The organism is Noviherbaspirillum malthae, from assembly GCF_015352985.1.
GTDB classification, from domain to species: Bacteria; Pseudomonadota; Gammaproteobacteria; order Burkholderiales; family Burkholderiaceae_D; genus Noviherbaspirillum; species Noviherbaspirillum malthae.
The window spans coordinates 193,315-207,249 of sequence record NZ_JACYXF010000006.1; the positions used below are offsets into that span (position 1 = coordinate 193,315).

Annotated in this window: 11 protein-coding genes; 6 read left to right on the forward strand and 5 right to left on the reverse strand. The window is 60.4% G+C overall.

The genetic code is table 11. The features are described from left to right. Nucleotides 1–243 precede the first annotated feature (243 nt). From IGW03_RS11805 to IGW03_RS11820, 4 genes are all read left to right on the forward strand, one after another. Nucleotides 244–1,353, forward strand: a complete 1,110-nt coding sequence (locus IGW03_RS11805) for an HAF repeat-containing protein (RefSeq protein ID WP_194722750.1) — start codon at nucleotides 244–246, stop codon at nucleotides 1,351–1,353. Between the two features lie 324 nt (nucleotides 1,354–1,677). Continuing rightward, nucleotides 1,678–1,947, forward strand: coding sequence for an SH2 domain-containing protein (locus IGW03_RS11810; protein ID WP_194722751.1), 270 nt, complete (start codon nucleotides 1,678–1,680; stop codon nucleotides 1,945–1,947). 166 nt (nucleotides 1,948–2,113) lie between these two features. Then, complete coding sequence (locus tag IGW03_RS11815) at nucleotides 2,114–2,878, forward strand: ferritin family protein (RefSeq protein ID WP_194722752.1); 765 nt, start codon at nucleotides 2,114–2,116, stop codon at nucleotides 2,876–2,878. A 70-nt stretch (nucleotides 2,879–2,948) separates the two neighbouring features. Next, nucleotides 2,949–4,115, forward strand: a complete 1,167-nt coding sequence (locus IGW03_RS11820) for a JmjC domain-containing protein (protein WP_194722753.1) — start codon at nucleotides 2,949–2,951, stop codon at nucleotides 4,113–4,115. A gap of 193 nt (nucleotides 4,116–4,308) precedes the next feature. On the opposite strand, the gene IGW03_RS11825 is transcribed toward IGW03_RS11820, so the two are convergent. Then, nucleotides 4,309–5,346 (reverse strand): DUF2278 family protein, encoded by a 1,038-nt coding sequence (locus IGW03_RS11825; RefSeq protein ID WP_194722754.1) that lies wholly within the window; start codon nucleotides 5,344–5,346, stop codon nucleotides 4,309–4,311. A gap of 494 nt (nucleotides 5,347–5,840) precedes the next feature. Between IGW03_RS11825 and IGW03_RS11830 the strand changes: the two genes are divergently transcribed. Next, nucleotides 5,841–7,172 carry a hemolysin family protein gene (locus IGW03_RS11830; RefSeq protein ID WP_194722755.1) on the forward strand — a complete coding sequence of 444 codons (1,332 nt, stop codon included), beginning with the start codon at nucleotides 5,841–5,843 and terminating at the stop codon, nucleotides 7,170–7,172. Between the two features lie 148 nt (nucleotides 7,173–7,320). On the opposite strand, the gene IGW03_RS11835 is transcribed toward IGW03_RS11830, so the two are convergent. The 4 genes from IGW03_RS11835 to IGW03_RS11850 form a co-directional block, all read right to left on the reverse strand. Continuing rightward, nucleotides 7,321–8,772 carry an MFS transporter gene (locus IGW03_RS11835; protein WP_194722756.1) on the reverse strand — a complete coding sequence of 484 codons (1,452 nt, stop codon included), beginning with the start codon at nucleotides 8,770–8,772 and terminating at the stop codon, nucleotides 7,321–7,323. Then, a complete protein-coding gene (locus IGW03_RS11840; RefSeq protein WP_194722757.1) occupies nucleotides 8,769–9,674 on the reverse strand; it encodes a YihY/virulence factor BrkB family protein in 906 nt (301 codons plus the stop codon). Before IGW03_RS11840 ends, IGW03_RS11835 begins: the two co-directional genes overlap by 4 nt. A 159-nt stretch (nucleotides 9,675–9,833) precedes the next feature. Then, nucleotides 9,834–12,173: a family 1 glycosylhydrolase gene (locus IGW03_RS11845; RefSeq protein ID WP_228535376.1), complete on the reverse strand. Its 2,340-nt coding sequence runs from the start codon at nucleotides 12,171–12,173 to the stop codon at nucleotides 9,834–9,836. Between the two features lie 117 nt (nucleotides 12,174–12,290). Next, nucleotides 12,291–13,499, reverse strand: coding sequence for a glycosyltransferase family 1 protein (locus IGW03_RS11850; protein WP_194722758.1), 1,209 nt, complete (start codon nucleotides 13,497–13,499; stop codon nucleotides 12,291–12,293). A gap of 90 nt (nucleotides 13,500–13,589) precedes the next feature. Between IGW03_RS11850 and IGW03_RS11855 the strand changes: the two genes are divergently transcribed. Further along, nucleotides 13,590–13,925 carry a hypothetical protein gene (locus tag IGW03_RS11855; RefSeq protein WP_194722759.1) on the forward strand — a complete coding sequence of 112 codons (336 nt, stop codon included), beginning with the start codon at nucleotides 13,590–13,592 and terminating at the stop codon, nucleotides 13,923–13,925. Nucleotides 13,926–13,935 lie beyond the last annotated feature (10 nt).

Genomic DNA, 13,935 nt, shown 5'->3' on the forward strand with positions numbered 1-13,935 from the left:
GGTGCATTTTTGAACAACTACATGATATCGATGTAGTGGGTGAATTCAACGCTGGGCTGCCTGCATCGATACAAAAAACTGTTGCGTGAATGCGGCGCGCAATTCGCACCGCTGCAGTTTGAGCCCGCACAAATATTTCATGCAGGATCACGCGATGATGGCGGAACAAGGGGGGCAGCGAGACCGCCGGGCCAATGCGAAGATAACGCAAGCGTGCGGCAATCCGTATGAGGAATGACGTCCATGCTTCGTTACCGCCGGCTGGCACTTGTCTTACCGTTTGTTCTTGCAACCGCAGCCCAATCCCAGTCACGTTCTGCGATCCCGGCTGAAGCCGAAAGGCAAAGGCCGGACACCGCGTTCATTGACGGCTGGAGCATCGTGGAACTGCCCGATCTTCCCGGCGGAAGCCATAGCAGCGGTACAGCGCTCAACGACAGCGGTGATGTCGTCGGTTGGTACTCCGGCCCCTTCGTTCCCAATCGCGCCTTCCTCTATAGCGAAGGCAAGATGACGGACATGGGAACGTTCGGCGGCCCGAACAGCATGGCAAGCGGCATCAATAACCGGAAGACTGCAGTCGGACACGCCCATGCAAGCCCGCTCGACGTTTATGCGTTCTGCTATCAATCCGGTTCGCTGCATGCCTTGCCGGGACTGGTTTTATCAAACAGCGAGGCAACGGCGATCAATGACAGCGGCGATATCGTCGGCATGGTTACGATGCCGAAAGAGGGCGGCGCCAGGGCATTCCTTTATTCGAGCGGCAAGTTGAAGCTGCTGGGATCGCCGGGCGGCACATACAGCATTGCCAGGGCCATCGGACGGAACGGCCAGGTAGTCGGCGAGAGTTATGCTGCCGGCATGGAATCGGCGCATGCGGTGATTTTCAACAGAGATGGCTCGGTCACAGACCTGGGCACCCTGGGCGGAAGACACAGCGCCGCAACCGGCATCAACGACAGGGGCGACATCGTCGGCGGCAGCGGCACGACGATGATCACCGACCGCACGCCGCACGCATTCCTTTACACCAATGGCAGGATGCACGACCTCGGCACGCTGGGCGGGCCTTCATCGCATGCCGGCGCAATCAACAACGCCGGCACCATAGCAGGCGCCAGCGAAACCGCCGACGGCGCCTTGCATGCCGTGATCTGGGAGAACGGGAAGATACGCGATCTGAACGATCTGGCCGTTGTCGCCGCACGCGGATGGACGAGCCTCTACACGGCGTCGGCCATCAACAACAAGGGGCAGATAACAGGCAGCGGATTCATCAACGGCGTCAGCCATGCCTTCGTCCTGACGCCGGGGCCTATGCCTGCGCCTGCGCTGCAAGCAAACCGCTAGCGACCGCATTCACAATGCGAGTGATGAAAGACCATGCAGCTTCTTATGCGTTTGATCAAACTCGGGAAGGTATGAATTTGCGCGCGTTTACCAATAATTAATCGTGGCTGGTTACCGAGTCGCTGTCATCCCGCACAGACAAGACACAAGACACAAGACACAAGACACAAGAGGCAAGGGACAAGGAGCAAGCTGCTGTCGCCGCACGGGAAATGCGGTGTCAATGCATGGGCTTCGTCTCGATGCGGCGACGTCGTCGAGCGCATCTCGGGACGGGTATGCCGCAGGCATTGAGACACGATCTTTCATCAACGAGGAAATATCATGGTTAATGAACACATGCTCAAGGACGCGCAGCGCGAAATCATCTCCTTCAAGCTGAACAAGACCGATCTGGCCATCATGGGCAAGGCGGTCGGCAAGCTGCAGGTGACGCATGACGTCGATCCGGACCGCCCCGGCGCCTTCATGATCAGGAACCATTCGTTCAGCACCGATCAGCCCGGTGCCTTCACGATCCGCAACTACAGTTTCGATGCGAAAGCGCCCGGCGCCTTCACCATCCGCAATTACCAGTTCTCGAGCGCATCGTGAGATAGGAACGGAAAACGTATCGCCGGCCTGGCCGGCGATACACACGCTGCCAAGACTGGGCCGTTCACGCGGCTCACGCGGTTTATGAGTGCGCGCTGATGCAGCGGTGTGAGATCTCCGTTTTGCGCACGTCGATGGAACAGTCATTCATGACAAGGAGCGTTCCATGATGAACAACCTGGCAAGCCTGGTAATGGAAAATCTGCGCGACATTACCGCTTGCGAATATCCCGGTTACGCGCGAATCCTCGATCACAGCTTCTGCACCGCGCCGCCGCCGTTCTCGATGAACTGGTTCGGCCGCCGCTACTTCGAACTGGCGCGCGACCCCGAATGGTTTGCCAATTCTTTGGTCGCCAATTCGGCGCTTGAAGGTTACGGCTCCACCCAGATCTGGAATTTTTCCACGAGAATGCAGCAGGATGAATACATCGACGCCGTGCGGCAGCATGCGATGGATGAATCCAGGCATTCGACCATGTTCGTCAGCATGCTTCACCTGACCTTCCCGGGCCTGAGCATGGATGCCGGCACCGAAGAGCGCATCCGCATGCAGCAGCCCCGGTATTCCCGGGACAATCTCCCAGGAGCCAGGCGGGCTGCGCCGGAGTGCCGCATGTCGTCCGACGATAGCATCAGCGAACTGGTCGGCGTTCACCTGACGGAGATACGCGCACTGGTCCTGCAATACCTGCTTCGGTCGGTGATCAGGGTGTATGCGCCGGCGCCGTCGGAAAAGCGCATCGGCATGTTTTGCGCGTCTCTCATTCGAGACGAAGCCAGGCATATCGACTATACGGCTAGAATCTTCGAAGCCCTTGCCAACGAAGGTCGCGCCGATCAGCTGGCGGATATGTTCGAGAAGCGCGTTCGCGAGTTCAACGATCTCACGATGATCGAGCTTGAGCGCGAAAAGCAGATGACGATATGAATACCTGGAAAAGCATTGCACATGCATTCATCCATGCTGATGCCCGGATTCATCGTTTCCGTGGTGTCCCATGAGCCTGCAGGCGCTGATTGCCCCGTACAGCGTTGACGCCTTCCTTGCCGAATACTTCGAGAAGGCCTGGCTGCACGTCGAGCGCAACGATCCTGCCTGCTTCCGCAGCCTGCTGGACGATCTCGACCTGGAGCGGCAGATCTGGCGGCATTCTTCGCAATGGGGCGATGTCAGCCTGGCCAGGGCCGGCACGCACCCGGCGGACAATCCCTATGCCGATGGGCTGCCGACGGTCGACGCGGTGGCCGATGCCTACCGCAACGGCTATACGGTCGTGGTCAACAATTACCAGCAAAAGAGCAGTCGCATCGCAGCCTTCTGCCGCGAAGTGGAGAAGTTTTTCTGCTTTCGCTGCAACGCCAATCTTTATCTGACCGGACCTCGGTGCAAGGGACTGAACGCGCATTACGACGACCAGGACGTTTTTGTAATGCAGCTCGACGGCGTGAAAATCTGGCGCATCTACGAAGGCGGCCCGCTGCTGCCCATGGAGGATCAGGACTATGATTGTCCTGATCCTGCTGCCCTGGCGTTCACGGAGCTCGCGCTTAGACCCGGTGATGTCCTGTATATGCCGCGGGGGCATATCCATGACGCGTTCACCGAAGACTACCGCTCCCTGCACCTGACCCTGTCGGTATCGGTGGTGAGGCAGGCGACCTTTCTCAGGCAACTGATCCATCGCCTCGCGGAAGGCAATGCGGACTTGCGCAGGGCGATGCCTTTTTCCAGATTGCGCAGACTGAGCGATCAGGACGACGATCAGGATGGCATCGGTCTCCTGCGGGTTTTCAATCAGATTACCGCTGCAGACCTTCAACGTGCGTACTCGGATTTTCAGGATCGGCTTCTCCACGCGTCCGTCAGGCTGCCCGATGACCAACTGCAAGGCGATCGGCAGAGACAGCCTGTCACTGTCGAATCGAAGGTGAAGATTGCCGACGACCAGATCTGCCTGATATCGTTGTTGCCCGATACTTGCACGCTCAAGTTCATCGGGGGACAAGTCCCATTGTCGGAAGACATGCGTGACGTGGGACGGTTTGTTTGCGAACAGAGAAAATTCAGGGTGTGCGAAATGGAATGCAGTGTATCGGATGCCGTGAAAGTCGCATTCGTGCAATTCCTGATGGACCATGGCCTGTTGGTGTTCGCCGATGAATGATGGAAGGAGCGATGCGAACCGGCAATCCGATCTGATTCCGCTCCCTCTCCCGCAGGCGGGAGAGGGCTGGGGTGAGGGTGACTGTAGCGAAGAGCGGTCTTGACACGCCCCCTGATCCCCGACCCTTCTTACGCAAGCGGGAGAAGGGAGAGGGAGAAGCGCAGAACGCTTCAGAGAACTTTTGCTGCTCTTCCTAGAACACGATCGTCCATCCGGGATGCGAGGCCTGTGCCTTGGTGTAAGACACGCCATGCACCTTCAAGCCGTCGGCATTGAGCAGGGTAATGATGCCGCCCTTGTTCGACAAGGCCATCGGCGCGCGCACTTCCACCCGCCGGACCGCGCCTGCTTCGAGCGTGCCGTCCAGCGGCATTTTCGCCTTCTGCTTGTCCGCCAGCTGCCATCCCGCCAAAGCGATGGTGCGGTCGCTCGGATTGAGCAGCGTGACCGATTCGTTTTCGGGGGACTGCACTGAATTTACCAGGGCAGCGACGATGCGCACCAGGCCGTCAGGCAGGTCTTCCGTCGGCTGCGGCACGACGGGGTCGGGATTGATCGGCTGCTCTTCATCGGGTGCACGCAGCGTGTGTCCGGTACGGTCATCGGTATGCCAGCTTTGCGACTGGAACTTGAGAAAGACCGCAGTCCATTGCTGCTGGCGAGGAAATTGAAACAGCAGGCCGCCGTCCTGCCATACGCCGTCGTCCTGTACGAAGCGGCCGGTGTTCCCCTGGTTCATATGAATGTCGTGGATGCCGTTACCCGGCATGAAGCCGAAGTACTTGTCCGCGTTGCGGTCTTCCGGGCCCCAGCGCTCGCCGAAGGCATACACGATGGCGTCTTCGTCCGCCATCGCGCGCTGAACGATCTGATCGAGTTTTTCATTCAGATCGTTGTCCGGCCCCGGCAGTTCGGGCGGCAGGGGCGTCATCAGTCCCGGCTGCAGCAGATTGCCTCGAATGAGATCGAGCGCGCCGCTGTCCGGCCTGCGTTCCAGCGCTGTAAAGCCGCCGGGAAGCACAGCGACGATATCCGTCAGCGGATGCGTGAAGTGGCTCTTGATGTGGTACATCAGCTCCGACGGCGCCAGCTGCGACTTCACGTTCACCGCGATGCGATAGTTCGTGCCGGCTTCGTCCACGACATGAATCTGGTAGTGCGGCGAAGAGCCCGAGCCGAGGCGGCGCGCGATCGGCCTGCCTTTCAATACGCCGTAATTCTTGAGTGCCATGAGTCCTCCTGTAAGGTCTCGGTCTTCGTCCGTTGCTGAACATGCCATGCATGGATTTTCAGTCTAGGAGCCGATACGGCAAAGGGACTGCGCAAGCTCAAACAAATTGAGGTGTACTTGAAGGACATCCGGCAAACTAGAAAACTACAGCCAGCATGATCGCAATCGATGTGCGTGCAGCGTACATGCAATGCATTGAATGGCCTGGCGACGGCATGCCCCCGATCGGTTGTTCGCAAGACGCTTGCGCACTCGATAGCGCGTCAAAGCATGCGGCGCGCTTGGGGCACAATGTTGTGTCGATATGTGTTCAAGACCTTGCCTGGACAATCCGGCGAATTCATTTGTCAATCATGCCCTGGCTTAGGATTGGTATTGCTTTTCCATGCCAATCTCATTTTTCCGCACCGAGCTGATATCCATGCGGCTTTGCCAGTAAAATATCGCTTCCTTAACAACCGGGACCAGCGGGAAAACCGCGTAGTCCTGCCTCGGTGGACATAGTTATTATTCTTGGACTTATTCTGCTCAATGGCATTTTTGCCATGTCCGAACTGGCCGTCGTATCTTCCAAGCGCATCCGGCTTGAGAAACTCTCCGAAAACGGCAGCCGCGGCGCTCGTGCAGCCTTGCAGCTCGCTGACAGTCCAAACCGCTTTCTTTCCACTGTCCAAGTCGGTATCACGCTCATCGGCATCTTCAACGGTGCTTTCGGTGAAGCATCGCTCGTCGAACGCCTGACTCCGCACATTGCCGGCATCCCGGTCGTGGCGGAATACGCGCGCGAAATCGCGCTCGGCATCGTGGTCATCGGCATCACCTTTGCCTCCATCGTGCTTGGTGAACTGGTGCCTAAACGCGTCGCGATGCTGTACCCGGAAGCCGTCGCGACGGTGATCGCCACGCCGATGCAATGGCTGTCCCGCATCGTGTCGCCGTTCGTCAAGATCCTGTCGGTCACCACCGAGGCGATCATGCGCCTGCTCGGCCTGCACAAGCACAAGGAAGCGGCCGTCACGGAAGAGGAAATCGCCGGTCTCATCAAGGAAGGCACGCACGCGGGTGTTTTCGAGAAAACCGAGCATGACATCGTCACGCGCGCGCTGCGACTGGATGACCAGCACCTTGGTGCCTTGATGACGCCGCGCACCGACCTGGAATTCATCGATCTCAACGATACGATCGAAAACAACCTGAACAAGATTGCGGACAGCCCGTTCAGCCGTTTCCCGGTCTGCAGGGGCAATCGCTCGGAGGTGCTCGGCATCGTTCATGCCGGCGACCTGTTCGAGCAGGCGATCCGCGGCCAAGCGGTTTCGGGTGTCGATATTGAACGCGCCGTCAAGCCTCCGCTCTACGTGCCCGAATCGGTCAGCGCGATGGGCCTGCTGGAAGCGCTGAAGAAACATCGCACCGAACTGGCGCTGGTCGTCTCCGAGTATGGGGAAATCGAAGGCATGGTCACCCTGAGCGACGTGATGGGTGCGCTGGTCGGTGATGTATCGGTCGTTGACGATGATGAACACGAGGCCGATGCCGTGCAACGTGAAGACGGTTCCTGGCTGATCGACGGCGGTGTGTCGCTCGACCGTTTCCGTGACATCATGGAATCCGGTGTGCGCTTCCCTGAAGAAGCCAATGGCACTTACCACACGCTCGCTGGCTTCATTCTGACGCAGCTTGGCCATATTCCGGAGGCTGCCGAACACTTCGAATGGGACGAATTCCGCTTTGAAGTGATGGACATGGACCGCCAGCGGATCGACCGTCTGCTCGTGTCGCGTATTCCCAAAGCGGAAACACCGGCAATCGACGAGCCGCAATAATCGATTCGACGCGCATGGCATGCTGTCGTGCATGCCATGCATGGGAATCGTCGGGTGCTCCATGGTCATTATTGCCGGCGCTCAACCGTGCGGCGGCAATAATGATCATGGAGCACCCATCAACCCCCAATATGCTGCCTGGCGGAACTCAGCCCGACAGGCTCGCCACTTCTTCCAGCGCCTTTCTCTCCGCATCGACCGCATGTGACCTTGCCAGCAATCCTGCCAGCATGGCGAGAACTGCGCCGACCGCATAGCCGAGGGCGACCGAGCCGCGGTTGCCGCTCTCGATCAGCCAGCCGAACAGGACCGGCGCAATGAAGCCGCCGGTACCGGTGCCGATCGCATAGAAGATCGAAATGGCCATTGCGCGCATTTCCAGCGGAAAGACTTCGCTGACCGTCAGGTAGGCCGAACTGGCGGCGGTGGACGCAATGAAGAACAGTACGCTCCAGCACAGCGTCTGGCTGAACGCGGTCAGCCAGCCCTGCATGAAGGCAAAGCCGGTCAGCGCCAGTCCGATGCCGCTGAGAAGGTAGGTCAGCGAAATCATCCTGCGCCGGCCTATGCTGTCGAACAGCGGCCCCAGCAGGAAGGGACCGAGCACATTGCCGAGGGCGAAGGGAAAGATGTAGAGCGCCACCCGGTTGTCCGGCACCTGGTAGAAGCGGGTCAGCACCAGCGCATAGGTAAAGAAGATGGCGTTGTAGACGAAGGCCTGGGCCACCATCATTGCCAGCACTACGATGCTGCGCCTGCGGTAGCGGTGCAGAAGTACGTTCAGCACCTGGCGCAGCGGCGGCGTTCCTGCCGAAGCGGAAGCATGTGCGGCGGCTGCATGGGATGCAAGAGAAGGCAGGGAACCGTGCTGCCGTGCAACCTGTGCCTCGATGTCTTCGATGATGCGTCTGGCCTCGTCCGCGCGGCCATGCATCAGCAGCCAGCGCGGGCTTTCCGGCACATGGCGCCGCACCAGCACGATCGCCACCGCCAGCACCGCGCCAAGGAGGAAACAAGCCCGCCAGCCTAGCGCCGGGCCGAGCACGTTCGGGTCGAGCAGCACCAGGCTCAGGCCGGCGCCCAGGGCTGCGCCGACCCAGAAGCTGGCATTGATTGCGAGATTGACCCGGCCGCGCACGCGCGCCGGTATGAGTTCGTCGATTGCGGAATTGATGGCCGCATATTCGCCGCCGATCCCGAGGCCGGTGATGAAGCGGCAGATGGAGAGAAACACGAAGCCGGTAGAGAATGCGGTCGCCAGCGTCGCCGCCATGTAGACCGCGAGCGTGATCATGAACAGCTTCTTGCGGCCGAGCCTGTCGGTCAGGCGGCCGAACACCAGCGCCCCCAGGACCGCGCCGGCGATGTACAGCGAGCCGGTCCAGCCGACTTGCGCTGCGGTCAGCGCCAGCGTGTCCTGCCGTTCCAGCACGCTTCCTAGCGAGCCGATCAGTGTGACTTCCAGCCCGTCCAGCACCCAGGCGATGCCCAGCGCCATGACCACGCGCCAGTGCCAGCGCGACCACGGCAGGCGGTCCAGCCGGGAAGGAATGTCGCCGGCATTGTCGCTCACCGTCACGCTCGAGTTCGCCGCAGTCATTTCGGCTGCTTTCTTGCAACGGCGGCGTCGCGCAAGTCCTGCTTGTTGCCGGTGATATTGCCCGTCGGCGCATGTCTTTCGATGCAGGCGTTGATCTCCGCACCGAACAGCAGCACCGCCGCCGAAATATAGAAGTACAGAAGCAGCACGATGACCGAGCCGACGCTGCCGTAGGTGGCACTGTAGTCGGCGAAATTGCGCACGTAATAATCAAAGCCCAGGGAGGCGAGAATCCAGATCAGCACCGCCAGTACGGCGCCCGGCGTAATGAAGGGAAATCGCGGCTGGGCCGCCGGCGCGGAGTAATACACCAGCGCCGCGCTCAGGCTCAAGAGAAGAAGAATCACCGGCCAGCGCAGCCAGGTCCACAGCGTGACGAAGAACTGCTCGAAGCCGATCTGGTCGGACAGCCATTGCATGGCCTGCGGACCGATCAGCAGCAGCGCGGCGGACAGGATCAGGAGGGCGGCGATGGCCATGGTGTAGAGAATGGAGAGCGGATACAGGAGCCAGATCGGCCGGTTTTCGCGAATGCCGTAGGCGGCATTGAAGGCATTCATCGTGGCGCGCGCCGCCGCCGAGGCGGTCCAGAGCGCAACCACCGCGCCGACGGAGAGCAGACCGCCCTGCGGCTCGCGCAGTTCATTGAGCACCACGTTGACCTGGTCCATCGCCTGTCCGGGCAGCAGGAACTCGGCCTGCTGGCGCAGCCAGTCAATGAAGTCCGGCAGATGAAGCGTACTGATCAGGGCGATCAGGAAAATGAAGAAGGGAAACAGGGAGAACAGGATGTGGTAAGCCAGCGCCGCTGCCTGGGTCGGCATGTCGTCGCCGATGAATTCCTTGAACGAAGTGACGAACAGCTTGCCGATGCTCAAGCCGCGAAGTCCGGGAATGTTCATGGCGCTCCTGGAATGAAGTGACTGTCCTGTTGATATGCGGTAAGCCTTTCGCTTCTATAGACCTAGAGAGTGGTACAGGGAGATTGGTTTTGTCTTTTCACCGGGTTTATGCGTTGCGGCAAAGCGCAGCCTTGCTGATGCAACACGTCTTATGCTGTATCAGCAAGGCTGCGCCTCCCGTGAAACGGTAGCGAACAGGGCGCGGCTCGACACCCCAACAGCAGGTGCGGCCGACGCAAAGCCCGGCTTGGTGTCAGACGTTGCCGGCCTGCGCCGCCGCTCCGGAAGCGTCTTCTTCGGCCGCCTGCTCCTGGAGACGCAGGTATAACGCGTCAGCGCATCGTCGAGGGTAGGCAGCAGCACCGCTTTTTCGGTACCCAGCGCGCTGTAGGATGGACGGGCGGCGACATGGTCGAGGCTGCTGCCCGGCCGCGCTTCCAGCCTGCCCGGATCGACATTGGCCATCGCGCAGGCCTTCAGCGCAAGATCGGCCCAGGTGATCGGCTGAGCATTGGTCAGGTGCCAGACGCCTTTTTCCCTGTCGATCAGCAGATCGAGGCTGGCATGCACCAGGTCGGGCACGTAGGTCGGCGTGACGGTGACGTCGTTGGCCGCCAAGAACGGCGAGCCGGCGGCGAGCGACTTTAATGCCTGCGTCAGGAAATTGTGGCTGTCCCACGGACCGAAGAAGGCGCTGGTGCGGATGACCAGCGCTTGGGGATGGGTGTCGAGCACCCGGCGTTCCGCTTCCACTTTGCTCCTGCCATAGATGTTGAGCGGCGACACGCTGTCGCTCTCCACATACGGTGCCTGCTGCCGTCCGTCGAACACAAGGTCGCTGGAAAAAGTCATCAGCTGCACATTGTGGCGGATACAGGCGATCGCCAGCACCGACGGACCGAGCGTGTTTTCACGGAAGCAGCGTTCGCTGTCCCGTTCTGCCTCGTCCACGCGCACATAGCCGCCGGCATTGATGACGGCCCAAGGCCGGTAGCGTTGCAGCGCACGCTCTACGGAAGCAGGATCGGCGATATCCATGTCCTGCCGGCTGACCAGGCGGTAGGACAGGTTGCGGGCTTCGCAGATGCGGGCATAGGCCTGCCCCAGCGTGCCGGTGGCGCCGGTGATGAGGATGGGCTGGACGAACTGCTTTCTTCCATGCTGCCGCTCGACGGTCAGCGAGGCGATAGCGGCGCTGGTCGCCACCGGCGGACAGAGGAAGCGACCGGGCCTGCGCCACCATCCCTGTCCCTGCAGCACCGGATGCGACAACGGACGGCTGGCCGACAGCTCCCGCATCAGGCCGGCGACGGCGGTCGGACGCGGACGCGGCGTGCGCACGTCGAAGGGACCGGGTTCGTAATAGCCCTTGCAGGCAGTGACCAGGCAGTTCCAGTCGTAGGAACCGAGCAGGGCCCAGACCGTGACCGCTCTGACATCGGCGCCGTTGCGCTGCGCCTCCTGCGCCGCGTCCCAGATTTCCAGCAGCCAGCGCATCTGGTCTTCGCGGTTGGCATCGATATGCGCTTCGGTAATCGCGATCGGCAGGCCGTAGCGCTCCCACGCTTCCTGCAGCAGCGGTCCGATGCCGGGCGTCGGCGTGGCAAGGGCGCGCGCGGCATGGATGTCGGCGTGGTGATGGTCGCGATAGGTGCCCACGAATTCCGGCGGATAGCGGTCGACCCGGTGATCCAGCCAGCGTTCGCTGGTGATGTAGTAATTGATGCCGATGACCTCGGGCGGGCAGGGGTTGTCGCGGAACCACAGGAATTGCGCTGCGTCGATGCCGGTCGCGGTGAGGTACTCCCAAAGCGCGTGTTCCGGCCCCACTTTGCCGCACAGCAGATCCCAGGAGAGCCAGCGGCGCTCGTTGTAGAAGCCGGCGAGTTCTTCAAGCTCCGGGGTGCTGTAGGTCTTGCCGAGGTCGTCGGTCTGCACCAGTTTGGCTGCGGGATTGACCTCGCGGATCGCCCGCATCGATAGCACCACTGCGCGGCACTGGTTCAGCAGCGCCTGGATGAAGCTGCGTTCGTCGCGGCCGTGCGGATACCAGACGCCGTACAGGCCGGAAAATCGTGCCGTCGTCAACGGCTCGTTGACCGGGGTGTAATACTCCACCCAGGGATAGCGCCGGGCCACCGCGCCCGCAAACTCGGCGAGCTGTTCGGCAAAGCCGGGATCGACCAGGCTGGTATGGCGCGGACCGCTGCCATGGTGCACCAAGCCGACGATGGGCGTTACTCCGAGCTTTTGCAAGCCAGGAAGCCTTTCATCCGGCCAGGACCAGTCGGCGGATGCGATGCCGTCCGGCGCCGTGCGTTCCCACAAGACCGGGTAGCGGATAGCGCGGATGCCGAGCGATGCAAAGCGCTCCAGGTCGTCGTTGCGGGTGGCATGACCGTTTCTTTCCATCTGGCTGAAGTAATCGTCGCGGACTCGATTGACGGTGCATTCAAGTCCTCCCCATAGCTCGATTGGTTGCGTTGTTGGCTGTTCCATGGAATGTGTCAGGCTTTTGAAGCCGGCGAATGCGCGAACGCAGGCGCCGGATGGTCCGAATGAGCGGAGCCCGGTAAGGCAGCGCATGGCTGCCGTCTCAAGAACGTTTAATGAAGGTCAGTCGCGCAGTGCGGCGCGGTTGGCTCCTGCAGCACCTTGCAGACGATAGCCGGCGGCGGCCTCGTCGGGCACTTCATTGGCAGCCTGTGCAGTCTGTCTCAGTCTGCCGGGCTGTTGTGCGCCTTGCTCCAGCAGCTTGTGCATGCTCATGGCGGTTACGTCCCATGAAGTGCGCGAGAGCTTGTCGCGCATCTGGCGTATGCGCCTGAGCTTTTCGTCGCTGTCCATAGCCAGCACGCGCTCGCAGGCGGCAATGAATTCCGGGGCGGTCACCGCGATCTCCACCACATCGCTGTGCAGATCCACCACATCCTTGACCGGCGTGCTGACGATTGGCAGTTCCGCCGCCATGTATTCGAGCGACTTGGTCGGACTGATGAAGCGCGTCGATTCATTCATGGCAAACGGCATCAGGCAGACATCCCAGGCCGCAAGGAACTGCGGCAGCGCGGTATAGGGCTGCTGGCCCATGTAGTGAATGTTGGGCCGCTGCGGCAGGCTTGCCGCATCGATCTTGACCACCGGTCCGACCAGCACGACCTGCCATTCCGGATGCGCATCGGCAAGCTGGCCGGCCAGTTCGGTGTCGAAGCGCTCGTCGATCACGCCGTAAAAGCCCAGCACCGGCCGCGGAAGGTCTTTCAGGTCGGAATGCGCGATGTTGCGGTCGAGCGCCTGGCGGAAATGATTGACGTCGACGCTGCTCGGAAAGCAGTGCACGTTGGGATGACGGTCTTTCTTGGCTTCATACAGGCTCGGGCCGCCGGTGAAAACGATGTCGGCCCGGCGCAGCAGTTCATCTTCGCGCGGCAGCAGCGCCGGAGGCGGATTCTTGAAGGCGCTGAGTTCGTCCATGCAGTCATAGACCACCTGTCGCGGCTTGAGCTCGTCGAGCAGCGGCAGGGCCATCGGGGTATAGAACCAGACGATGGGATCGGGATGCTGCTTGCCCAGGGCACGTACCATCTTGCGCAGGTACGGCATCTGCTTGTCGTCGAAGCCGAATTCCCGCACCGGGGTCAGGGGCTTGCAGACAGTCAGGTTGGGAAGCGGATTGGAAATCTGCAGCTCCGGTTCGCCGTCGCGGTATTCGGGTTCTTCGACAAGGATGATGTTGTAGTGGCGGGAGAGCCGGGAGAGCAGATGCTGAGGGCGCTGATACACGAAATTCCAGCGCAGATGGCAGAAGACTATGATCGAATCCATGTAACCTCGAAGAAATAAGCGTTGGTAAGAAGCTAATATCTTTTCGAGGCAGATGTTGTCACTTCGTTCAATCTTGCTGCGCCGTCCTTGATGAAGATGGAAAAAAGCGGAAAAACACGAATTTACGATAATTTTGTGTCTGTTATCGAACAGACACTTTTACCTGTCCCGGGCTTTGATACCGGGACTTTTCGGCAATTTTTCAGAAAATCATTCTTTCTGGGAGGATGGGACCGCAGCGCTGGAACGCTTGGCCACGGGGGGGAAGTCGACTTCGCAATGAGCGGCGTCTGCGGCGGCCACGCAAGCTTCGAATTTGTCTGCGACCTGAACGACATCAAACACGTAGACAGTGTCGTCGACCTGGACTTCCTTGGTGTTGAGGCGAATAGTTGCCATGGATTACCCTTTTCAAAGAAAAAATAAAAATGAAGGA

Bases quoted from the DNA above. Each gene is read 5' to 3' on its own strand.
- IGW03_RS11805 (WP_194722750.1), top strand. From the start codon at position 244: ATGCTTCGTTACCGCCGGCTGGCACTTGTCTTACCGTTTGTTCTTGCA.
- IGW03_RS11810 (WP_194722751.1), top strand. From the start codon at position 1,678: ATGGTTAATGAACACATGCTCAAGGACGCGCAGCGCGAAATCATCTCC.
- IGW03_RS11815 (WP_194722752.1), top strand. From the start codon at position 2,114: ATGATGAACAACCTGGCAAGCCTGGTAATGGAAAATCTGCGCGACATT.
- IGW03_RS11820 (WP_194722753.1), top strand. From the start codon at position 2,949: ATGAGCCTGCAGGCGCTGATTGCCCCGTACAGCGTTGACGCCTTCCTT.
- IGW03_RS11825 (WP_194722754.1), bottom strand. From the start codon at position 5,346: ATGGCACTCAAGAATTACGGCGTATTGAAAGGCAGGCCGATCGCGCGC.
- IGW03_RS11835 (WP_194722756.1), bottom strand. From the start codon at position 8,772: ATGACTGCGGCGAACTCGAGCGTGACGGTGAGCGACAATGCCGGCGAC.
- IGW03_RS11840 (WP_194722757.1), bottom strand. From the start codon at position 9,674: ATGAACATTCCCGGACTTCGCGGCTTGAGCATCGGCAAGCTGTTCGTC.
- IGW03_RS11845 (WP_228535376.1), bottom strand. From the start codon at position 12,173: ATGGAACAGCCAACAACGCAACCAATCGAGCTATGGGGAGGACTTGAA.
- IGW03_RS11850 (WP_194722758.1), bottom strand. From the start codon at position 13,499: ATGGATTCGATCATAGTCTTCTGCCATCTGCGCTGGAATTTCGTGTAT.
- IGW03_RS11855 (WP_194722759.1), top strand. From the start codon at position 13,590: ATGAAGATGGAAAAAAGCGGAAAAACACGAATTTACGATAATTTTGTG.